General features: G+C 65.4%; 19 protein-coding genes. 11 read left to right on the top strand and 8 right to left on the bottom strand.

Annotated elements, in window-relative coordinates; genetic code table 11:
* The first annotated feature begins 7 nt into the window (after positions 1 to 7).
* The 4 genes from ACNJX9_RS27445 to ACNJX9_RS27460 all read left to right on the top strand — a co-directional run bounded on the left by ACNJX9_RS27445 (position 8) and on the right by ACNJX9_RS27460 (position 4,423).
* Positions 8 to 781 (top strand): RsiV family protein, encoded by a 774-nt coding sequence (locus ACNJX9_RS27445; protein WP_057753105.1) that lies wholly within the window; start codon positions 8 to 10, stop codon positions 779 to 781.
* Between the two features lie 383 nt (positions 782 to 1,164).
* A complete protein-coding gene (gene meaB, locus ACNJX9_RS27450; protein WP_439405130.1) occupies positions 1,165 to 2,154 on the top strand; it encodes a methylmalonyl Co-A mutase-associated GTPase MeaB in 990 nt (329 codons plus the stop codon).
* The gene (locus ACNJX9_RS27455; protein WP_439405132.1) at positions 2,151 to 2,807 is read left to right on the top strand and encodes a pyroglutamyl-peptidase I family protein; all 657 of its coding nucleotides are present in this window, start codon (positions 2,151 to 2,153) and stop codon (positions 2,805 to 2,807) included. Before meaB ends, ACNJX9_RS27455 begins: the two co-directional genes overlap by 4 nt.
* Before the next feature lie 245 nt (positions 2,808 to 3,052).
* Positions 3,053 to 4,423: a TIGR03808 family TAT-translocated repetitive protein gene (locus tag ACNJX9_RS27460; RefSeq protein ID WP_439405134.1), complete on the top strand. Its 1,371-nt coding sequence runs from the start codon at positions 3,053 to 3,055 to the stop codon at positions 4,421 to 4,423.
* 122 nt (positions 4,424 to 4,545) lie between these two features.
* Here ACNJX9_RS27460 and ACNJX9_RS27465 read toward each other — a convergent pair whose 3' ends face one another.
* The 4 genes from ACNJX9_RS27465 to ACNJX9_RS27480 all read right to left on the bottom strand — a co-directional run bounded on the left by ACNJX9_RS27465 (position 4,546) and on the right by ACNJX9_RS27480 (position 8,699).
* On the bottom strand, positions 4,546 to 5,235 hold the full coding sequence (locus ACNJX9_RS27465; protein WP_439405135.1) for a TIGR03809 family protein: 690 nt from the start codon (positions 5,233 to 5,235) through the stop codon (positions 4,546 to 4,548).
* Positions 5,236 to 5,715: 480 nt separating this feature from the next.
* Complete coding sequence (locus ACNJX9_RS27470) at positions 5,716 to 7,428, bottom strand: S8 family serine peptidase (protein WP_439405137.1); 1,713 nt, start codon at positions 7,426 to 7,428, stop codon at positions 5,716 to 5,718.
* Positions 7,429 to 7,440: 12 nt separating this feature from the next.
* On the bottom strand, positions 7,441 to 8,133 hold the full coding sequence (locus ACNJX9_RS27475) for a hypothetical protein (RefSeq protein ID WP_439405138.1): 693 nt from the start codon (positions 8,131 to 8,133) through the stop codon (positions 7,441 to 7,443).
* Positions 8,130 to 8,699 (bottom strand): sigma-70 family RNA polymerase sigma factor, encoded by a 570-nt coding sequence (locus ACNJX9_RS27480; protein ID WP_057753025.1) that lies wholly within the window; start codon positions 8,697 to 8,699, stop codon positions 8,130 to 8,132. Before ACNJX9_RS27480 ends, ACNJX9_RS27475 begins: the two co-directional genes overlap by 4 nt.
* Before the next feature lie 437 nt (positions 8,700 to 9,136).
* Here ACNJX9_RS27480 and ACNJX9_RS27485 point away from each other — a divergent pair, with 437 nt between their 5' ends.
* Positions 9,137 to 10,294, top strand: a complete 1,158-nt coding sequence (locus ACNJX9_RS27485) for a GGDEF domain-containing protein (protein WP_057753024.1) — start codon at positions 9,137 to 9,139, stop codon at positions 10,292 to 10,294.
* Between the two features lie 63 nt (positions 10,295 to 10,357).
* Positions 10,358 to 11,458: a DUF2336 domain-containing protein gene (locus ACNJX9_RS27490; RefSeq protein WP_439405139.1), complete on the top strand. Its 1,101-nt coding sequence runs from the start codon at positions 10,358 to 10,360 to the stop codon at positions 11,456 to 11,458.
* Here ACNJX9_RS27490 and ACNJX9_RS27495 read toward each other — a convergent pair.
* Positions 11,455 to 12,093 (bottom strand): NrsF family protein, encoded by a 639-nt coding sequence (locus ACNJX9_RS27495; RefSeq protein WP_057753022.1) that lies wholly within the window; start codon positions 12,091 to 12,093, stop codon positions 11,455 to 11,457. The genes ACNJX9_RS27490 and ACNJX9_RS27495 overlap by 4 nt on opposite strands.
* A 2-nt stretch (positions 12,094 to 12,095) precedes the next feature.
* Positions 12,096 to 12,641 (bottom strand): sigma-70 family RNA polymerase sigma factor, encoded by a 546-nt coding sequence (locus ACNJX9_RS27500; RefSeq protein ID WP_057753021.1) that lies wholly within the window; start codon positions 12,639 to 12,641, stop codon positions 12,096 to 12,098.
* Positions 12,642 to 12,931: 290 nt separating this feature from the next.
* Between ACNJX9_RS27500 and ACNJX9_RS27505 the strand changes: the two genes are divergently transcribed.
* The 5 genes from ACNJX9_RS27505 to ACNJX9_RS27525 all read left to right on the top strand — a co-directional run bounded on the left by ACNJX9_RS27505 (position 12,932) and on the right by ACNJX9_RS27525 (position 17,607).
* Entirely contained in the window at positions 12,932 to 13,594 is a 663-nt protein-coding gene (locus ACNJX9_RS27505) for a hypothetical protein (protein WP_439405141.1), read from the top strand.
* Between the two features lie 78 nt (positions 13,595 to 13,672).
* A complete protein-coding gene (locus ACNJX9_RS27510) occupies positions 13,673 to 14,452 on the top strand; it encodes an enoyl-CoA hydratase (protein ID WP_057753019.1) in 780 nt (259 codons plus the stop codon).
* A gap of 188 nt (positions 14,453 to 14,640) precedes the next feature.
* Positions 14,641 to 16,071: a TolC family outer membrane protein gene (locus ACNJX9_RS27515; protein ID WP_439405142.1), complete on the top strand. Its 1,431-nt coding sequence runs from the start codon at positions 14,641 to 14,643 to the stop codon at positions 16,069 to 16,071.
* A gap of 24 nt (positions 16,072 to 16,095) precedes the next feature.
* Positions 16,096 to 16,653, top strand: a complete 558-nt coding sequence (locus ACNJX9_RS27520) for a hypothetical protein (RefSeq protein WP_439405144.1) — start codon at positions 16,096 to 16,098, stop codon at positions 16,651 to 16,653.
* 42 nt (positions 16,654 to 16,695) lie between these two features.
* Positions 16,696 to 17,607, top strand: coding sequence for an amidohydrolase family protein (locus ACNJX9_RS27525; protein ID WP_439405146.1), 912 nt, complete (start codon positions 16,696 to 16,698; stop codon positions 17,605 to 17,607).
* 2 nt (positions 17,608 to 17,609) lie between these two features.
* Here ACNJX9_RS27525 and ACNJX9_RS27530 read toward each other — a convergent pair whose 3' ends face one another.
* Both ACNJX9_RS27530 and ACNJX9_RS27535 read right to left on the bottom strand, forming a co-directional pair.
* Positions 17,610 to 20,726, bottom strand: coding sequence for an efflux RND transporter permease subunit (locus ACNJX9_RS27530; protein WP_439405147.1), 3,117 nt, complete (start codon positions 20,724 to 20,726; stop codon positions 17,610 to 17,612).
* A 33-nt stretch (positions 20,727 to 20,759) separates the two neighbouring features.
* Positions 20,760 to 22,004 carry an efflux RND transporter periplasmic adaptor subunit gene (locus ACNJX9_RS27535; RefSeq protein ID WP_439405149.1) on the bottom strand — a complete coding sequence of 415 codons (1,245 nt, stop codon included), beginning with the start codon at positions 22,002 to 22,004 and terminating at the stop codon, positions 20,760 to 20,762.
* Positions 22,005 to 22,106: the final 102 nt, after the last annotated feature.

Below are 22,106 nucleotides of genomic sequence, written 5' to 3' on the forward strand. Positions count from 1 at the left end.
GAAGTTCATGACCGGTTTGAGCGTCGCCCTGGCGCTGAGCGCAACATGTGCGTTTTCCGCCCTCGCCGCCGATCCCAAGCCCGACGCCGCGGTCAAGAACAAGAGCATCGACGCACGCGTCTTCCTCGACGACAGGATCAAGGCCGACGCGCCGCTCGCAGCCGATTGCCTGGCCGAAGGCAAGAAGTGGCTCGACAAGAACGCAGGCGACGCTGCGGCCTCACGCAAGCAGGAGCCGCAATTCTTCAAGGACGGCGGCTGGGATTTCGAGCGCAAATATTCGATCCGCTCTGTGGTTGCCGATCGCTATGTCAGCATCCTGCGCGACGACTACATGGACACCCATGGCGCCCATCCCAATTCGGACGTGAATACGATCCTGTGGGACAAATCCGAGAACAAGCGCATCTCGATCCGCCCGTTCTTCACCGAAACCGCCGACAATGGCGCGACCATGAAGGCGATGGTGCAAGCCGTGATCGCCTCGCTGAAGATCGAGAAGAAGAAGCGCGACAGCGGCGAGACCGCGACCGAGGAATGGTTCAAGGGCCTTGAGCCGAGCCTGCTCAAGATCGGCGCCGTGACGCTGGCGCGATCGACGGAGACAGGCAAGAGTTCCGGCCTGACCTTCCACTACCCGCCCTATGCCGTCGGCCCCTACGCCGAGGGCCAATATGTCGCCTTCGTTCCGTGGGTGACGTTGAAGCCCTATCTCACGGCGGAAGGCGTACGCATCTTCGGCGGCGCACGGCCAAAGGCCGATGCTGACGAACAACAATAGCAACGGAACCCGTTGCACACGGCGGCACGGGGCTGCCGCTTGCGACATCCGCGCAAAGCTGCGTAGCATGTTGCGATGACGCGAGCCCGATTCCCGAGGGCGATGCCGCGAACGTCAATGCCAGGAATTACGCGCCGCGTTTTCGCGGCCTCTTCAGTAGCCGCAGCCACATCCGCCCTCCTCTCGCCCGCGCGCGCGCAAGCCTATCCCGCGCGGCCGGTCACCGTGATCGTGCCCTGGGGAGCGGGTGGCGGGATGCAAGCGATTTCAAAACCTTCATGGAAGAGGCTGACAGCCAGATGGGCCAGGCCATGAGGGCCGCCGGCTTTGCCAAGGCCTGAGGGGGCTCTCGCCTGCCTGCTTCCGCCGTTGTAAAGCAAGGCATGGTTGAGAAGAAGTCTTCGCTCGATATCACCGCCCTCGCCCGCGACCTCCGCGCCGGTCATCGCGCAGCGCTCGCGCGCGCCATTACCCTGGTGGAGAGCCGGCGCAGCGACCATCAGGCGCAGGCGCGCGAACTGGTGCAGATGCTGCTGCCCGACACCGGCAAGGCGGTTCGCGTCGGCATCACCGGCTCGCCCGGCGTCGGCAAATCCACCACCATCGATGCGCTCGGGACCTATCTGATCGAGCAGGGCAACAAGGTCGCCGTGCTCGCGGTCGACCCGTCCTCGGCTCGCAGCGGCGGCTCGATCCTCGGCGACAAGACGCGGATGGCGCGGCTGTCGGCGTCCAGCGATGCCTTCATCCGCCCCTCGCCGTCCTCGGGCACGCTCGGCGGCGTCGCCGCAAAGACACGCGAGGCCATGCTGCTGTGCGAGGCCGCCGGTTTCGACGTCGTGCTGGTCGAGACCGTCGGCATTGGCCAGTCCGAGACCGCGGTCTGCGACATGACCGATTTCTTCCTCGCGCTGATGCTGCCGGGCGGCGGCGACGAACTGCAAGGCATCAAGAAGGGCCTGGTCGAGCTCGCCGACATGATCGCGATCAACAAGGCCGACGGCGACAATCTCAAGCGCGCCAACGTCACCGCCGCCGACTATCGTGGCGCGCTGCATATCCTCAGCCCGCGGTCCGAGCATTGGCATCCGCCTGTCATCACCTATTCGGCGCTGGCCGGCACCGGCATCGCCGAGCTCTGGCAGAAGGTTCTGGATCACCGCAAGGCGATGAATGCGTCAGGTGAATTCGCGGCGCGGCGGCGCGATCAGCAGGTGAAATGGATGTGGTCGATGCTGGAGCAGCGCATGCTGTCGCGACTGCGCAGCGAGGCGTCGGTGCGCGCCAGGGTGAAGAAGATCGAAACCGAGGTCGCCGACGGCCACCTCACGCCGGCACTCGCCGCCGAACAGATATTGGAGCTGCTGCAATGAGCCAAAAGCTCCGCATTCTCCTCACGGGCTTCGGCCCGTTTCCCGGCGCGCCGCATAATCCGACCCAGCCGCTGGTGGCGCGGCTGGCGCAGCTGCGGCGTCCCGCGCTCGATGATGTCGAGCTGTCGCGCCACATCTTTCCGGTGACCTATGCCGCGGTCGACCGGCAATTGCCCGACGTGCTGGCCAAGGTGAAGCCGGATGCGATGCTGATGTTCGGGCTGGCGGCGCGTACGCCTTACCTGCGCATCGAGAGCCGCGCGCGCAACGCCGCCACCCTGCTGTGGCCCGATGCTGCCAACACCCGCTCCAGCAAGCGCGGCATTGCCGGCCATGCCGATGCGATGAATTTCGGCCCGCATACGGCAAGACTGCTGCGTGCCGCGCGCCTCACCGGCATCGATGCGCGGCCCTCGCGCGATGCCGGCGCCTATCTCTGCAACTATCTGAGCTGGCGCGCGATCGAGAACGTGCGCGGCGGTGGACCAAAGCTTGCCGCGTTCATCCACATTCCGCTGCTTGCCCGCAGCGGCGCCGTGCGGCGCAAGGGCGCTCCGCGGATCACGCTGGAGGAGCTGGTAGATGCGGGAGAAGCGATGCTGATGGAGATGGTAGCGTTGGCAAGGAAGGCACGGAACACGCTCGCTTCGTAGGACCTCCTACCCTTCGTCAAGGGTAAATTAGCAAAGCGTAATCCACCCTCTTCTGTCCCCCGCGGATAGAGACCGTGGTGGGTTACGCCTGACGGACTGCGCTTCGCGCAGCCGCCAGACTAACCCACCCTCCGGCACCTGCGCTGGGGTAAACATTTAACCCTACCGCGAACAATCCTCACCGCCCCACCCGCCCTGCGCTACCTAACTGTCGCGGACACCCCGCGTCCGCCGAAGGACGCGTCATGGACCTCAATCGCCGTCATCTCATCGGAGCTTCGACTGCCGGCATTGCCGGTGCGCTTGCCATGCCCTCAGACGCCGCGCGCGCGGCGCCGCTGACGTCGCTGCTCGGCCGTGACGCGACCCAATATGGCGTGCGACCCGGCAGCAGCGAGGACCAGACGCGCGTTCTCCAACGCGCCATCGACGAAGCTTCGCGGGCGCAGCTGCCGCTCGCGCTGCCGCCCGGAATCTACCGCACGGGCCTTCTACGGCTGCCGAGTGGGGCGCAGCTCATCGGCGTGCGCGGCGCGACGAAACTGGTCTTCACCGGCGGGGCCTCGGTGATCCAGAGCGACGGCTCTGATTCAATCGGCCTCACCGGTATCACCTTCGACGGCCGGAGCATTCCGCTGCCGGCGCGGCGCGGGCTGATCCATGTGCTCGGCGGCCGCGACGTGCGCATCACCGATTGCGAGATCACGGCATCCGGCGGCAGTGGCATCTGGCTGGAGCAGGTGTCGGGCGATATCTCCGGCAACATCTTGACTGACATCGCCGTGACGGCGGTGGTCTCGTTCGACGCCAGGGGCCTCAGCGTGTCCCGCAACACCATTGTCGGCACCAGCGACAACGGCATCGAGATCCTGCGCACCGCCATCGGCGATGACGGCACTCTTGTCGCCGACAACCGCATCGAGAACATCAAGGCCGGCCCGGGCGGCTCGGGGCAGTACGGCAATGCCATCAACGCCTTCCGCGCCGCCAACGTAATCGTGCGCGGCAATCGCATCAAGAATTGCGACTACTCCGCCGTGCGCGGCAACTCGGCCTCGAATATCCATATATCCGGCAACAGCGTCAGCGACGTGCGCGAGGTCGCGCTCTATTCCGAGTTTTCGTTCGAGGCCGCCGTGATTGCCAACAACACGGTCGACGGTGCCGCCGTCGGCGTCTCCGTCTGCAATTTCAACGAGGGCGGGCGTATTGCGGTCGTTCAAGGCAATATCATCCGCAATTTGATCCCGAAGCGCCCCATCGGCACCGCGCCTGACGATGATGCCGGCGTCGGCATCTATATCGAGGCCGACACGTCGGTATCAGGCAACGTGATCGAGAACGCACCGTCCTACGGCATCGTTGCCGGCTGGGGGAAATATCTGCGCGATGTCGCGATCACGGGCAATGTGATCCGCAAAGCGCTGGCCGGCATCGGCGTCTCCGTCGTATCAGGCGCCGGCACGGCGCTCGTCAACAACAACATGATCTCGGAAACCCCGCGCGGCGCGGTGGTCGGGCTGGACCACGCCCGCGCCGTGACGGCGGATCTGTCCGCGGACGGCGCGCAGCGCTTTGCGCAGGTGGTGGTGGGCGGCAATGCCGTGCGGCAATAGGTGTGCGCGAGTGGCAGCCGGGCCGTGCATCCTTCGAGGCCCTCCATGGGACGCGCTGCGTCCCATGTCTCGCACCTCGGGATGACGGATCGAGACCTTTACGCGTCTCGGGAACGCGGATCTCAGAACGTATTCCGCAGCAGCGGGTACTTGGCTTCGATGCCGTCGAGGCTGAAGGTGAACTCGACGACGCGCTCGGGGGCCGCGACGATCTCGTCGGCAGGCGGCGTGAAGGTCTGCAGGAACGATGCGATCGACGGAGCGGCAGGTGCGATCGGATCCACCAGCGTAGCCTCCCGGGCGACTGGCGCAGGCGGAGCTGCGGGCGCCATGCGAGCGACAGGTGCTACTGGGGCAAGCGGTACAATCGGGGCCTCGAGGATGTCAGCGAGGATAGCCGGCTCGGGCTCGAGCCTGACCGGAATGGAGGTCTCTGGCGCGATGTGTATGGCCTTGGGTTGCAAGGCCTTGGGTTGCAAGGTCTTGGGCTGCAAGGTCTTGGGTTGCACCGTCTCGGCCTGTTCGCGCGGAAACACCCGCGGCATGGTCGCCGGCGACCAACCGAATGCAGAGGTCACGCTCGCGGCGGCTGCGGCGACGTCCTCGCCATTCGCAAGCGCGCGCCAGGTCTGGACCGCGCGCTTGGCTTCCTGGATGTTTTCGAGAAAGGCGAGCTCGGAATGGTAGCGGCGCCACCGCCCGGTCTCGAACATTTCAGAGAGATGCTCCAGCCGCTGCTCTGCGAGAGCGCACCAGCGTGCCGCAATTTCACGGCCGGCCGCGCCTCGGCCGGCGTCATGGCGATGAGTCATTAATCAGCCCGTCAGGAGAAAATTGCGGACGCGACGCAACGCACACGAATCAATCTAGAAGCGACGTGAATATCTTGTGGAAAAGTTTTGACTTGTCCAGCAACGACACGGCTCCGGTCACACGACACCGTAGTCGCGCGGAGTTTTCAGCGATTAGGGAGTCAAGCTTCGCACAAGCATGGCGGACTTGTCGTGCAGCGTCGCTGAGTGATCACAGCGACGCGCCGGCGGCCTCAACCGCAAGCTGATCATCTCGCCTCAAGAAGCCGGACGCGCCCCAAAAGAAAAGACCCGTCCGGGGGGACAACCGGACGGGTCGAGCCATATGGGCGCTTGGGGTGGATGGGCGCTCGCGCCTGATATGACTGATGGGGAGGGATGACCGCTCCCACATTATTTGGTCGTGGCAGCAGGCTGAACGTTCAACCCGGGTGTTCGATTTTTTAACCCTTTGGCCCACGCGCAAGGATGTCGCAGGGGCTAGCGCGCCGCCGGCCTATCCGCCTGAGAAACCGTGGATTTATCGTCGGCGCTCGACAGCGAAGGCTGCTCTATCGCGCGGATGTTGGGGTCATCGCGCCGCTTCTCGGCATCTTCACGTTTAGTTGTACCCGACGCAGCCGCCACCGGCGTCGTGCTGTCGGCCGGAACGGCCATGACCGCGGCGAACGCATCGGGCTCGCCGTCGCCGAACAGATCATCACGCCCGGGTGAACCGAGGTCGCGTGCCGTCTTCGCCAGCGTCATGCGCAGTGCTTCCGGCTTCAGGGTGTAATTGCGCTCGAGCAGCAAGGCCGCGACGCCGGAGACATAGGCCGCCGAGAACGAGGTGCCCGACGTGATCTGATATTTGCCATCAGGCGCCGGCAGGAAGATGTCGACGCCGGGCGCGGCCAGCGCGATGTAATTGCCGCGGTTGGATGCGGTGAACAGCTTGTCCTGCTGGTCGGTCGCGCTGACGGCGATCACGTTGGGATTGGCGGCGGGATAGAGCGGCGGCGATTTGGCGCCGGCATTTCCGGCGGCCGCGATCAGCACCAGGCCGCGCGCGGCGGTTGCCGCGATCGCACGCTCGATCACGGCGTCCTTGGGACCGGCAAAGCTCATATTCACGATCTGGGCGCCGTGCTCGGCGGCGTAGTTGAGCGAGCGCAGGATGATGTAGGACGAGCTCTCCGCACCGCCGGTGGTGCCGCCGAAGGCCCTGATGGCGATGATGCGCGCTTCCGGCGCGCTACCCATCAGCTTCGCATGGGCCACGATGGCGCCCGCAATGCCGGTGCCATGGACGTGAGCGCCCTCGTTGCTGCCGAGTGCGTCAAAGACATCGGCGATGGAATTGGCGAGTTCGGGATGCTTTGCATCGATGCCCGAATCGATCACCGCAATCGTGACATTGGCGCCGTGCACCAGGGTGTGCGCCTGCGGCAGGCGCAGCTTGGACAGCGCATATTGCGCCGGATCGCCTTCGGTCGGGACCGCAGGCCGCTGGTCCTGCAACACGTAGCGGAAGTTCGGCTGAAGCGAGCGCACGCTCGCGTCGGCCGCGAACTCGCGCCGCGCCGTCTCGTAAGGGCGGCCGTCGGTGATGCGGAACAGGCCGACCGTGGCCCCGATCAGCGGGAAGTTCTCAGATGACAGGCGGGTCAGGCCGTGGCGCCGGGCGAGTTCGTCGGCCTCGGTCGGCGACAGCGCGCTGTCGATCTCGGCCACGAATTCATTGGTGAAACTGCGCGAGATGATGGCGACTGGCGTAGCGTTGCCACGTCCCTTGCCGGCGTTCTTCCTGGCCGTCTTGCCGGCGCCGTCGCCGCCCCCCTTCGGCTGGCCGAGGCATTCGCCATCGGCATCGCGATAGGCGTTAGAACAGGCCGGATAGAGATTTGGCGAGTAGCGCGCGTAGGGCAGCACGGGGTTGACGGAACTTGGCGCGATCCGCGCGATGGTATGAACCGTCGGCGTTATGTGGGGACCGTGATCACCGCCGCCCACGGCTCTCGCCGCGCCATTTACGGAGACCGCGCCATTGACAGAGAGCGTCGGCGTGCGCGTGGGAACGCTGATCGTCGGGGTGCGCATGATCGCCTGGGCGTGGGCCACTCCGATGCCAAGACAGGCGGCGAGCAGGAGCACGGCTCCGGCCGAGGAGGCATAGGCACCGGCTCGCAACTTACTCTCGGACTTGCGCATCATTGGTGCAGGCGCTTAAGGCGCCGCCACGGCGAGGTTGACGAACTTTTCGCGCTGCATTCTGGCGAGCAGCGCTGCGAGCTCGTCCTGGCTCATCGCCTTGTCGAACTGCAGGCGGAACATGCCGCCTTTGGCATCGCCGATGATCGAGGCCTGATAGCTGTCGAGCAACGCGGTGATGTCGGCGACACGCGCCTCCGGCGTGAAGCGCACCAGCGCCCGCGAAGGCGCAGCCGCCCCGAGCTCGCGCGTAATCGGCGCGCCGGTCGAGAGCGATGCGGTCTGGAAAGTCGCGGTCTGCGTCTTCATCAAGACAGCCCCGATGATGCCGGCCTGCAGCAGCAATGCGATGGCGCCCAGGCTCGCCGACCAGGCCAGCGTGCGCGGCGACAGGCTCGCAAAGAACGTGGCGATGCGCGCCGACAGCGGCAGCGAACTGGTCGCGCGCGCCGGCTCGGCGTCGATCGCGGTGAACAGCGTCTGCATCGCGCGGGCCGACGGTGCACCCAGGCTTTCGTTCAGGTGGATGGTCTCTTCGTATTCACCGCGGATCACCCCATATTGCTTTGCGAGCTCCGGATCGCTGGCGAGCGCTTCCTCGACGCGGCGCGCATCGCGCGCGTTCAGCGTGCCGGCGGCATGCCACGGCAACAGCAACTCGATCTCACTGGGCTCTTGCTCCAGCATCTTCTTGCTCAAAGCCATCATGGCCAGCCTCGCTCAACGCCGGCTGCCTTCAGCAGTTCGGCCAATTTCTTGCGCGCATAGAACAAGCGCGTCTTTACCGTGTTCTCCGGAATCCCGACGATTTCGGCCACTTCCTCCACGGACTTCTCGTGGTAGTAGACGAGGTCGACGATTTCCCGATGGTCCGGCGAGAGGCCCGTCAGACACTCCCGCAACGCTTCACTGGTATCCTTCTTCTGCACCACCGTTTCCGGATCGTCGGACGAATCCTCGATCGCGTTGGCGGCTTCGTCGTCCAACTCAAAATCCTTCCTGCGCCGAAGCGCAGACAGGGCCTTGAATCGGGTGATTGCCAAGAGCCAGGTGGAAACGGCGGACCGGCCCTCGAACTTGCCGGCCTGACGCCAGACGTCGAGAAACACCTCGCTGATGAGGTCTTCCGCCGTCTGCTCGTCCCGCACGAGCCTGAGCCCGAACCTGTACACCCTGACATGGTGCCGCCCGTACAGCACCTGCATGGCGAGCCGGTCGCCTTGGGCGATCCGGGCGATCAGGACCTCGTCCGTAGCCGCCTGTGTCACGCTCAAGGCACGTCTCGCAAGATTGGTCGGGTCGATGCGGAGGACGGTTCGACGGGAGAGGTGAAATTCTTCAACCTACCGCAGTCATACGGGGACTTGTGTGATCTACCACACATACGCGCAATTTCCTTGTCCCACCCGTGGCGGTCGGCCGTTTGGCTCCAAGACGGTAACATAATACAGAAACACTCTCTCGCGGACTTGCCGTGGGCCGGCGCGGTTGGCTCGGTCGAGCGTCTCTATCACGGCCCCGTGCACATTATGTCGCACGGCGCAGGATTTAGTCCGCGATATCGGCCGCAATGGCTAACTGACCGCCAAATTCCATGCCGCTCGAGGCCCTCACGCACGCGGCGTCGCGTTGGGATTCGGCTCAAAAGGATACCAAACCTAAAGGCTTGCCACGTAGATTTTTTCGGCTGACATCCACCATTGGCGGGACCATGAACACGGCTGCGACGTCCATTCCTGAGAGGAGTGCCGCAGAGGCCGCCGATCTCGTCCTCACGCGTGAGGAGGCCGCGCCCGGAGTGCTGGCGCGCCGGATCCGTCAGCGCCGGCAGATGTATGTCGGCCAGGTCGCGAGTTATTCGCTCGGCGCCTTGGTGCTGCTGCTCTATGCCTATGACGGCGCCATCCGTAGCAACGTACCATCGCTGTTCTGGATCGGCGGCGTCACGATCATCGGCATCTTCGTCGTGATGTCGGAGGCCGGCGTCGGCGACAGGCACCACGACCACTATCTCACGGTCTTCCAGATCTCGGCGCATATGGCGCTGCAATTCGTCTTCCTGGTGTCGGTGCCGACGATCGGGATTGCCTTCATCAGCGTGCTGTTCCTGATCTTCGCCTTCGGCACGCTGCGCATGACCTCGGTCCAGGCGATGCTGACCTCGGCCATCGCGACCTGCGCGCTCGCGGCCGTCTTCCTCGCCTCCGACCTGCCGATCGGCATGCCGGTCACGACGCGACTGCAGCGGACTGCCTCGATGTTGTGCTTCGTGCTGGTGATCGGCCAGTGCGCGTTTCTCGGCCTGTTCGGCGCCACGCTGCGCAAGATCCTGTACCGGCGCAGCATCGAGCTGAAGGCCGCCTATCAGCGCATCGAGGAGCTCGCCGAGCTCGACGAGCTGACCGGCTCCTACAACCGCCGCTGCATCATGGGACTGCTCGACGCCGAGATCGAAAAGTCGCGGCAGGCGGGCGCTCCCTGCGCCATTGCGCTGATCGACCTCGACTGGTTCAAGCGCATCAACGACGCCCACGGCCATCCCATCGGCGACGAGGTGCTGCGGACCTTTGCCATCACCATCTTCGCCAACATCCGGCCCGACGACCGTTTTGGCCGCTATGGTGGCGAGGAATTCCTGCTGCTGCTGCCCGGCACCGCAAGCGAGGCTGCGACGCGCATGCTCGATCGGCTGCGCAGCATCGTCGCCGAGCTCGACTGGAGCGCATTTTCGCCCGGCATGCGCGTGACGATTTCCGCCGGCGTCGTGACGCTGCGCGCCAATGATACTGCCGACACGTTTCTCGCGCGCGCCGACAGCGCGCTCTATTCCGCCAAGGCGCAAGGGCGCAACCGCATTGCTACGGACTGACCAATCGATTTGTCGCCGGCACGTGAGAACACGCCGCCGGACCGAACGCTCCAGGACAGGGCTATGAGATCCAAAACCGTCATATCATCCGCCAATTTGCTCGAGGAATTGCAGTCGGTGCTCGCGCACGGCACCGTCGCGCGCCGGGTCGAGACGCTGCGGCGCGTCACTGACCTGTTCGTGGGCAACGCGGTGGACTATTCGGACGACCATATCCGCGTGTTCGATGACGTCTTCCAGTGCCTGATCGAGCAGATCGAGACCTCGGCCAAAACCTTGCTCGCCGACCGCCTCGCACCGATCGCAGCCGCACCGCCGCAGATCATCCGCACGCTGGCGCTCGACGACGTCATGGAAGTCGCAGGCCCCGTCCTGACGAAGTCGGAACGGCTGGACGAGACCACCCTGATCGAGATCGCGCGCAGCAAGAGCCAGGCCCATCTCAAGGCGATCTCGCTGCGGCGAGTGCTGTCGGAGGCGCTGACCGACGTGCTGGTGAGCCGCGGCAACGAAGACGTGGTGCAATCGACCGTCAGCAATCCGGGAGCGCAGCTCTCCGAGGGCAGCCTCACCGATCTCGTCACGCGCGCCGAGCGCGACGACGACCTCGCCACCTGCATCGGCCGGCGGCCCGATTTGCCGCGGCATCATTACCTAAAGCTGGTCGCCAAGGCCTCCCTGAGCGTTCGCAGGAAGCTGGAAGCAGCCCATCCCGAACTCGCCGGCGAAGTGCCGAGCGCGGTCCAGGAGGCGGCGCAGCGCGTCCGCGCCGCGGCCATGACGAGACAGACCGAAATGGCCCGGGCGCTGGTGAAATCGCTGCACGAGGACGGCCGCCTCACCGAGTTCCAGGTCGCGACCTTCGCCGAGCAGGGCAAGTTCGACGAGGCCAATGCCGGGCTCGCGGCACTCGCCGGCGTTTCGGTCGAGACCGCCGAGAACATGATGATCGAAAGCCGCACCGAAGGCCTGATGATCCTCGCCAAGGTCGCCGGCATGCAATGGTCGAGCGTGCGCGCCATCATCGCCATGCGCGAGAAGCTCTCGGGCGGCTCGCAGACCGACATGCTGGCGCTGCGCGATACCTACGAGGCCCTGCGCTCTTCCACCGCGCAGCAGGTGCTGCGCTTCCACCGCATGCAGAACGTGACGCCCGCGCCTTAATATCTCAGGACTCGCGATCCGACAGCCGCGCCAATCGCTGTCACGACCGCGGTCGCGATCGTGTACCAGGTCGCGACGAACAGCGGCGAGTCGTCGGTGCAATGCGAGGCGTAGAGCGTGGCGGCGAGCCCGGCCGACAACAGACCGGCGAGCGCGCCGGCCTGCGCCGGTCGCGACGGCGCGCCATGGCGCAGGCCGAACAATGCACCCGCGAGAAGCGGCAGCGACATCGCGGGGATCGCGAGCATGCACCAGCGCGAATTCTTGCCGACCAGCCGCATCGTCATCGGCATCGCCGGCGCCATCATCGCCTCGCTGCCGATCGCTACCGCAAGCAGTCCGACGGGCAGCAGCAGGAGCCAGCCCCAGCCCCGCATCAGGGCTTCGGGCCGCGACAAATGCAGGCTGATGATGATGGCGGGAATCGCGAGCGACAAAGTAACCGCGAACTTCGCATCGAAGAACGGGTTGTGCATCGCCGTCATCACGTCCGGCCGCACGCCCAGGAAGGTCGCGAAGATCAGGATCGAGAACGGCGCCGCGACCAGCAGTCCCGTGGTCAGCAGCGCGCCGACGCGCGGGACGCGGTGGGCGTTGTCGGCCGCGAGGGTGCGAATGAGTTGATCGGTATCCATGACTAATGGTCCCGTAGTTTGGCGGTCAGGGCCGCAAGCCCCCGATGCAGCGCGACCCGCACCGCACCTTCGCTCATGGCGTATTTCGCCGCGGTATCCTTGATCGAGGCACTGTCGACCGCAATCGACTGCAATACGTCGCGCTGGCGCTGCGGCAGCGTGTTGAGCTGCGCCGTCACCTCGCCGGCCGAGGCCGTCTCCTGCGGCGCCTCGCCGGGCAGCGTCTCGGCAAAATCGTCGATATTGACGAAGACGCGCCGGCCGCGGCGCCTGAGCGCATCGATCAGCTTGTTGCGCCCGATCGCGAACAGCCAGGGGGCGAAGGGGGCTTCGCTGTCCCAGGTGTGCCGCTTCAGATGCACCGCCAACAAAATCTCCTGCACGATATCCTCGGCCTGGTCAGGAGGCTGCCCGGCACGCGCCAGTCCACGCCTCGCCGCAGCGCGCAGCACCGGCGTGACCGCTCTCAACAGGCGATGATACGCCGCATCATCCCCCGCCATGGCCGACCGCATCAGGTCGGTCCATTCGTCCTCACGTCCGCGCACGCGCGCTCCTACACGGCAATTCGGCCGCTCTTTCAATTTGTTACATCGCCAACCCTGAAATCACGAAGTCGTGATCAGAGCGCGGCCAGGGAATCCGGTCCCCACCCGGAAAAGACCGGAGGCTCATAACACCGATCGGTCCGTCTCGCATCCGGGAGCGCGGCGGCGGCCGCCAGTTTGCCGCCTTTTTGCCCGCCGTGGCCCGAAGATTCCCATTTTTTGCCCCGCTGTCGTCATGCCCCGGGGTCTCTGTTCGCACCCGGGACGGGCGAATTGGGGAGATCGTCAACATGATGAAAGCCAGCGGGCGCGCGGCATGGATTGTTCTGGCCGGGCTATTTTTGCTGTCCGCAGGCGCGGCACAGGCCGCGCCGAGCTCTGCCGCGAGCGCCAAGCCGGACAGCGCGAGCAAACAGGCCGATGCGGACAAGCAGCGGCACCACGCCTCTCGCCGCCATACCGATAGCAAGACAGCGCAGAAATACGGCGAGAAGACTGACAAGACCAACAACGCGGACGCAACGCCGCAGGCTGGCGAGGTCAAGGCCGACAATAACGTGCCGGCCTTGAGCCAGATGCCGCCGGAAGTCGCCAACGCCAACGCGCAGCTCGCTTCCGGCGACACGCCGCCTGCGGCTGCAGCCTCGGCGATGACCGGCCGCGCCAACGACAATGTTCAGGCCGCAGCCGATAACAACGCAGCGCCCGCCGCCGAAAACCAGGTCGTGCCGCCCGACCAGCCCAACGACCTCGACCGCGCCCTGCAACAGGACAACCCGTCTGCGCAGAAAGCGGTGATCGCCGCGACCGACGCGCAGCCGCGCCCAGCACCGGTCATGGCGAGCAGCCAGCCGAGCTCGGCCTGGGACCAGAGCTCCCTGATCGGCAAAATATTCATTGGTGTCGGCACGCTGCTGACATTGGCCTCGGCCGCGCGCATGTTCATGGCCTGATTGGCGCGCGTTCCGGCCCCTTGAAGGCATCCGCGCCAGCGGGCACATTGCCCGCTCCAGCAAAAGCGTGGGTGGAGCATGAGCACGTTCGAACACATCATCGTCGAAAGCAAAGGCGCAGTCGGCATCATCAAGCTGAACCGGCCGAAGATGCTCAACGCGCTCTCCTTCGGCGTCTTCCGCGAGATCGCCGCAGCCGTCGACGATCTCGAAGCCGATGACGCCATCGGCTGCATCGTCGTGACCGGCAGCGAGAAGGCCTTTGCCGCCGGCGCCGACATCAAGGAGATGCAGCCGAAGGGCTTCATCGACATGTTCTCCGAGGACTTCGCCGCGATCGGCGGCGATCGCATCGCGCGCTGCCGCAAGCCGACCATTGCCGCTGTCGCAGGTTATGCGCTGGGCGGCGGCTGCGAGCTTGCGATGATGTGCGATTTCATTATCGCCGCCGACACCGCCAGGTTCGGCCAGCCCGAGATCACGCTCGGCACGATCCCCGGCATCGGCGGCACGCAGCGCCTCACCCGTGCGATCGGCAAGTCCAAGGCCATGGATCTCTGCCTCACCGGCCGCATGATGGATGCGGCTGAGGCCGAACGCAGCGGCCTCGTCAGCCGCATTGTGCCCGCCGACAAGCTGATGGACGAGGCGATTGCGGCGGCGGAGAAGATCGCGTCGATGTCGCGCCCTGCCGTTGCGATGGCCAAGGAAGCGGTCAACCGCGCCTTCGAGACCACGCTCGCCGAAGGCATGAGCGTCGAGCGCAATCTGTTCCACTCGACCTTCGCGCTCGAAGACCGCTCCGAAGGCATGGCGGCGTTCATCGAGAAGCGCAAGCCGGTGAACAAGAACCGGTGAACCTGGCCGACGGTAAGGCTGGTGTAAGATTACATCCCCTTTTCGGCAATCCCTGTGACGCACCTGCAACAAGCACGGATTTCGTGGGGGTTTCCCCCGCGGCAGTTTGCCTGCGACACCCGCGCTGGGTAAACAGTTAAGAGAGCCGCCGTCGGCGGGGGCGGACAGCCGGGGTTTTGCGGGATTACATGATTGGGCGTGCCGCCAGAGCTGGCCGCGTGATGACGCGGCAACGATCGGGCGTGGGTCCTGTCCTGGCGGCGTGGGCCACGCTCGGGCTGTGTTATGCCCTGCCGGCCGCGGCCTCTGCGGAGGCGCTGCCGGAGGCGCTGGTCAAGGCCTACCAGACCAATCCACAGCTCAATGCCGAGCGCGCAAGGCAACGCGCCACCGACGAGAACGTGCCGCAGGCACTGGCCGGCTATCGACCGCAGATCGTGGCCAGCCTCAGCGCGGGCCTGCAAGCGGTGCGCAACCTGCTTCCTGACAACACCATCCAGACCGCGACGCTGAAACCCTGGACCATCGGGGTCACGGTGTCGCAGACCCTGTTCAACGGCTTCCGCACCGCCAACAGCGTGCGGGTGGCGGAACTCCAGGTGCAATCGGGCCGCGAGGCGCTACGCAATGTCGGCCAGGGCGTGCTGCTTGACGCGGTCACCGCCTATACCAACGTCCTGGCGAACCAGTCGCTGGTGGAGGCGCAGCGCTCGAACGTCGCCTTCCTGCGCGAGACGCTCTCCATCACCCAGCGCCGCCTCAACGCCGGCGACGTCACGCCGACCGACACCGCCCAGGCCGAGGCGCGTCTCAATCGCGGCCTTGCCGATCTCAATGCCGCCGAGGTTGCGCTCGCGGTGAGCCAGGCGACTTATGCGCAGGTGATCGGCAATGCGCCCTCAGCGCTTCGTCCCGCCGAGGTGGTCGATCGCTATCTGCCGAAAACCCGCGAGGATTCGATCGCGATGGCGATCCACGAGCACCCGGCCGTCATGGCCGCAAGCTTCGACGTCGACGTCGCCTCGACCAATATCCGCCTCGCCGAAGGCGCGCTGCTGCCCAGCGCCACCCTCCAGGGCAGCGTCAGCCGCAGCCGCGACAGTGACCAGACGCTCGGCACCTTCGGCACGGATCAGGCCTCGATCGTCGCCAACGTCACTGCGCCGATCTATGACGGCGGCCAGGCAGCGTCGCAGACAAGGCAGGCCAAGGAAGTGACGGCGCAAAGCCGGCTGGTGCTCGACCAGGTCCGCAATCAGGCGCGCACCGCGGCGGTCAGCGCCTGGGTCGCCAATGAGGGCGCCAAGATCGCGGTTTCGGCGTCGGAGTCCGAAGTGAAGGCAGCGACCGTCGCGCTCCAGGGCGTGCAGCGCGAGGCCGCCGGCGGACAGCGCACGACGGTCGATGTGCTGAACTCGCAGGCCGATCTGATCCAGGCGAGAGCGCGCCTGATCGGCGCGTTGCGCGACCGCGTCATCGCCTCCTACACCCTGCTCAGCGCCGTCGGCCATCTCGACGTCAAGACGCTGAGCCTGAACACGCCGGACTATCTGCCCGAGGTGCACTACCACCAGGTCCGCGACGCCTGGCACGGACTGCGCACGCCGTCGGGGCAGTAATCTCAATCCTTCGGGTCGACACCCATGCAGAGCCGCCGCATCCATCTGATGGGAGCTTCGGGCTCCGGCGTGACGACGCTTGGCCGCGCGCTGGCGGGCCGGCTGGCGCTGCCGCATCACGACAGCGACGATTATTTCTGGCTGCCGACGGTGCCGCCCTACCGGACGACTCGCCCTGCCGCAGACCGGCTGCGCCTGATGCGCGAGATGTTCGTGCCGCGTCTCGATTGGGTGCTGAGCGGATCCGTCACCGGATGGGGCGACGGGCTCGTGCCGTTGTTCGATCTCGTGGTCTATGTGACCACACCGCGCGAGCTTCGCTTGCAGCGCCTGCGTGCCCGGGAAGCTGCGCATTTCGGCACTGAAGCCGTCGCGCAGGGCGGCTGGCGTCATGAGGAGACAGAGTCGTTCGTCGAATGGGCCTCGCATTACGAAGCCGGTGATCGCGAGGGCCGCAGTCTCGCAAAACATGAGGCCTGGCTCGCGCGCCTGCCCTGCCCGATCCTCCGCGTCGACGGTTCGCGGCCCGTTGCGGAGCTGGTCGAGCAGCTATGCAGCCACGTGGCGGAACTGCCCGGGTGATGTGATATCGTCCGGCGCTTCTATCGCGACGCCGGAGCAGCCATGACCGACAAGATCTACGCGCGAGCCGCGCAACCTGCGACGCCGATCAATTTCGACGTGCCGGCACATGCCTGCGATTGCCACACCCACATCCATGGCGACGTCGAAAAGTTTCCGTTCTTCGCCGGGCGCGTCTATACGCCGGGACCTGCGAGCCCGGAAGAGATGGCGGCGCTGCACCAGGCGCTGCGCATCGAGCGCGTGGTGATCGTCACGCCGAGCGTCTACGGCCCCGACAATTCCTCCAGCCTGTTCGGGATGAAGGCGCGCGGCGCCACCGCGCGCGGCGTGGCCGTGATCGACGACAACACCACTGAAGCTCAACTGGACGCGATGCATGCGGACGGTTTTCGCGGCATCCGCATCAACCTCGCAACCGATGGCGTCAACAATCCCGATATCGGCCGTGCTCGCTTCACGGCTGCCGCCGAGCGCATGACGGCACGCGGCTGGCATGTGCAGCTCTACACCACGCTGGCGATGATCTCCGCCATCAGGGATCTCGTGCTGGCCTCGCCGGTCCCTGCGGTTTTCGACCATTTCGGTGGGCTCGAGGCCTCGCTCGGGCTGGAACAGCCCGGCTTTGCCGACCTCGTGGCACTGGTCAAGTCAGGCAAAGCCTACGTGAAAATCTCGGGCGCCTATCGCTCGTCGAACCTGGCGCCCGATTATCAGGACATCGCGCCGTATGCGCGCGCGCTGATCGCTGCGAACCCGGATCGCATCGTCTGGGGCACCGACTGGCCGCACCCGGATTCGGCGCAACTGGCGGGGCGCAAGGCCACCGACATCGCACCGTTCCACCAGATCGACGACGGCCGGCTACTCAACCAGCTTCCAGTGTGGGCACCGGATGCGGAGGTTCGCAGGAAGATCCTGGTCGACAATCCCGCGCGGCTTTACGGCTTTTGACATCAGCGCGACCGGCGCGAGAAGAACGAGATCAGCACCGGCAGCGTCACCAGGATCACGACGGGCGCCAGCATCATGCCGGTGACGACCACGACCGCGAGCGGCTTCTGCACCTGCGAGCCGATGCCTTCGGACAACGCGGCCGGGAGCAGGCCGACGCCGGCAACGACGCATGTCATCAGCACCGGCCGAAGCTGCAATTCGCCGGTGCGGACCACCGCGCTCATGCGGTCCATGCCCTCTTCGATCAGCTGGTTGAACTGCGAGAGGATGATGATGCCGTCCATCACGGCGATGCCGAACAGCGCGATGAAGCCGATCGCCGCCGAGACGCTGAAGGCGGTGCCGGAGATGAACAGCCCCAGCACGCCACCGAAGATCGCCATCGGGATCACGCTCATGGCGAGCAAGGTGTCGGTCATCGAGCCGAAATTGAACCAGAGCAGGATGCCGATCAGCGCCAGCGAGATCGGCACCACGACCGACAGGCGCCGGATCGCGTCCTGGAGATTGCCGAACTCGCCAACCCATTCCATGTGCGAACCGGGCGGCAATTGCACTTGGTCGGCGATCTTCTGCTGCGCTTCGCGGATGGCGCTGCCGAGGTCGCGCTCACGCACCGAGAACTTGATCGGCAGATAGCGCTCCTGCTGCTCGCGATAGATGTAGGCTGCGCCCGAGACGAGGCTGATATTGGCGACCTCGCTCAGTGGAATCTGGGTGATGGAGCCGTTCGGTCCGGGCGCGCCGATCCTGATATTCTGGATCGCCTCGGCGCTGCGGCGGTACTCCGGCGCAAGGCGAACGATGATCGGGAAGTGGCGATCGCTGCCCGGCTCGTAGAGATCGCCCGCGGTGTCGCCGCCGATCGCGACCTTGATGGTGGCATTGATGTCGCCGGGCGCCAGGCCATAGCGCGCGGCCTTGGCGCGGTCGATGTCGATCTGCACGGTCGGCTGCCCCAGCGAGGTGAAGACGGCGAGGTCGGTGACACCTTGCACCGTCGACAGCACCTGTTTGATCTTGTTGGCGGTATCGGTCAGCGCCTGGAGATCGTTGCCGAAGAGCTTGATCGAGTTCTCGCCCTTCACGCCGGAGACGGCTTCCGAGACGTTGTCCTGGAGATATTGCGAGAAGTTGAACTCGACGCCGGGGAAGCGATCGTCGAGCTGCTTGAGCAGCTCCGCGGTCAGCTCCTCCTTGTCATGCGTGCCGGGCCATTGGCTCGCGGGCTTCAGCGGCGCGAAGAACTCGGCGTTGAAGAAACCGGCGGCGTCGGTACCGTCGTCGGGACGGCCGTGCTGCGACACCACGGATTCGACCTCGGGCCGGGCGCGGATCAGCTTGCGCATCTCGTTGACGTAGGTGTTGCCTTCCTGCAGCGAGATGGTCGGAGGCAGCGTGGCGCGGATCCAGAGATTGCCCTCTTCGAGCTTGGGCAGGAATTCGAGGCCGAGCAACCGGCCGAAGATGACCGTCATCACGACGAGGCCGACCGCGCCGCCGAGCACGATGGCGCGGTTGGCGACGGCCCAGTTCAGCACCGGCATGTAGAGCCGGTGCAGGACCTGCATCACACGCGTCTCGGTCTCCTCGACATGGGCGGGCAGAATGATCGCGGACAGCGCGGGCGTGACGGTGAAGGTCGCCAGCAGGCCGCCGGCGAGCGCGTAGGCATAGGTGCGCGCCATGGGTCCGAAGATGTTGCCCTCGACGCCCGACAGCGTGAACAGCGGCAGGAAGGCCGCGATGATGATGGCGGCGGCAAAGAAGATCGATCGCGAGACGTCGGCGGCGGCGCTGAGGATGGCATGGCTCTTCATGCCGAACAGCGTCTCTGGCGACATCTGCTCGGATTCCGACGGTGGCGTGGTCTGTGTCAGGCGGCGGAAGATCGCCTCCACCATGATGACGGTGGCATCCACGATCAGGCCGAAATCGATGGCGCCGACCGAGAGCAGGTTGGCCGATTCTCCGCGCAGCACCAGGATGATCACGGCGAAGAACAGCGCGAACGGTATCGTGGCGCCGACGATCAGCGCGCTTCTGAGGTCGCCGAGGAAGATCCACTGCAGCAGCACGATCAGCAGGATGCCCACCACCATGTTGTGCAGCACGGTGTGCGTGGTGAGGTCGATCAGGTCCTTGCGGTCGTAGATGCGCTCGATGCGCACGCCCGGCGGCAGGATGGTCGAACCGTTGATCTGATTGACGAGCTGCTCGACGCGGTTGATGGTCGGCGTGCTCTGCTCGCCGCGCCGCATCAGCACGATGCCCTGCACGATGTCGTCGGAATCGTCGAGGCCGGCGATGCCGAGCCGCGGCTTCTGGCCGACGGTGACGGTGGCGACGTCCTTCACCAGCACCGGATTGCCGTTGGTCTGGGCCACCATGGTGTTGGCGAGATCGTCGATCGACTTGATCAGGCCGACACCGCGCACCACGGCCGATTGCTGGCCGATATTGACGGTGTTGCCGCCGACATTGACGTTGGAGTTGCTGACCGCCTGGAGCAGCTGCGGCAGCGTCAGGCCATTGGCGACCAGCTTGTTGTTGTCGACCTCGAGCTCATAGGTCTTGCTCTTGCCGCCCCAGCCGGTGACGTCGATCACGCCGGGCACGGCGCGGAAGCGGCGCTGCAGGATCCAGTCCTGGATGGTCTTGAGGTCGAGCACGCTGTAGTTCGGCGGGCCGACCAGCCGATAGCGGAAGATTTCGCCGATCGGACTCAGCGGCGAGATCTGCGGCTGCACGTTGCCCGGCAGCGGCGCCAGCTGCGCCAGGCGATTCAAGACCTGTTGCAGCGCCTCTTCATAAGTGTACGCGAAGGAGAACTGCAGTTTGATGTCGGAGAGGCCGTACAGCGAGATGGTGCGGATCGTCGTCAGGTTCTTCAGGCCCGCGACCTGGGTCTCGATCGGGATCGTGATATAGCGCTCGATCTCTTCCGCCGACAGGCCGGGGCTCTGGGTGACGATGTCGACCATCGGCGGGGTCGGATCGGGATAAGCCTCGATGTTGAGCTGGTTGAACGCAATCAGGCCGCCGATGAGCACGGCGACGAACATGCCGACCATCAGGAAGCGCCGGTTGACGGCAAGGGCGACGAGACGGTCCATTCAGGTTTTTCGCAGTTTCGTGGGGCTCGCCGATCAGCTACCGGACGCCGCGCGGTCGATGAACAGGCTGCCTTTGACGACGATCTGTTCGCCGGGCTTCAGGTTGCTGGTGACCTCGACGAGGTTGCCATTGATGAGGCCGACCTTGATCTGGCGGAGCTCGACCGACTTGTCTTCACGCGCGACCCAGATGCGGACCTGGTCGCCTTCGTAGATCAGCGCCTGCTTCGGCACCGCCGGCGCCGCGCGGTCGCCGGCCGAATAGATCGTGACATTGGCGAACATTTCGGGCTTGAGCAGGCCGTCCTTGTTGTCGATGGTGGCGCGCACCAGCAGACGGCGCGTGTTGGGGTCGATCGCGGCGGCGACATAGTTGATCTTGGCGGTCAAGGCGCGGCCCGGCAGCGCCATCACGTTGACGGAGATGTCCTGTCCGACGCTGACTTGAGCTGCATCGCTCTCGCGCACGAAGGCGGTGAGCCAGACCGTGGAGAGATCGCCGATCACGAAGACCGGATCGCTGGCGCCGGCGCTGACATATTGCCCGGGGCCGATCTTGCGCTGCACGACCGTGCCCGAGAGCGGCGCATAGATCGTGATCTCAGGGTTGATGGTGCCCTTGTTCTGGAACGTCTTGATCGTCTCGTCGGTGAAGCCGAGGATGCGCAGCTTGTTGGTCGCAGCTTCCAGCGCCGTCACTGCGGAGCGCATGTCGTTCTGCGCCTGGACCTGGGTCGCTTCCGCCTGCTGATAATCCTTGAGCGGAATGGCGCGGCCCTCGTAGAGATCCTTGGCGCGCTTGTACTGGATGTCGGCAAGCTCCAGCGCAGACCTTGCCTTGTTCTGCGACGTCATCGCCGCGATGAAATCGTTCTGGGCCTGCACGGTATCGGCGGCCTCGATCGTGAACAGCGGTTGCCCCTGGGTCACGCTCTCGCCCGGCTTGGCAAGCAGCTTGGTCACCCGGCCTGCATAGGGCGAGAACACCGGCGTCGAGCGGTCTTCGTCGACTGCGACCTTGCCCTCGGTGACGTACTCGGCACGGAAGGTTTTGGCGTTGACCGGCTCGATCGTCAGCGTCGCCCATTCGGACGGTGTCGGCGTGAAATTCTGCGCGTTCTTGCGCGACTGGCTGGAGACTTCAGAGTGCTTCTTGTCCTTGGCGCCGGCAAACAGGAAGCCGTAGGCGCCAGCCCCGGCAAGCGCCAGTAAAACTACGGATGTGATCACCCGTGGTTTTGTAAGCACCTGCAATCGCTTGGTCTTTTCAGCTACCATGGAGCCCGGTCATGTCTGCGACGATCTCGGCAGACGACTGCCTCATCGGTCGCGCTAATAGTGCCGATATGGGATTTCAAACAACCTAAAAAACGCTGGCCG

This window comes from Bradyrhizobium sp. BLXBL-03, assembly GCF_051853015.1.
Classification (GTDB): Bacteria; Pseudomonadota; Alphaproteobacteria; order Rhizobiales; family Xanthobacteraceae; genus Bradyrhizobium; species Bradyrhizobium manausense.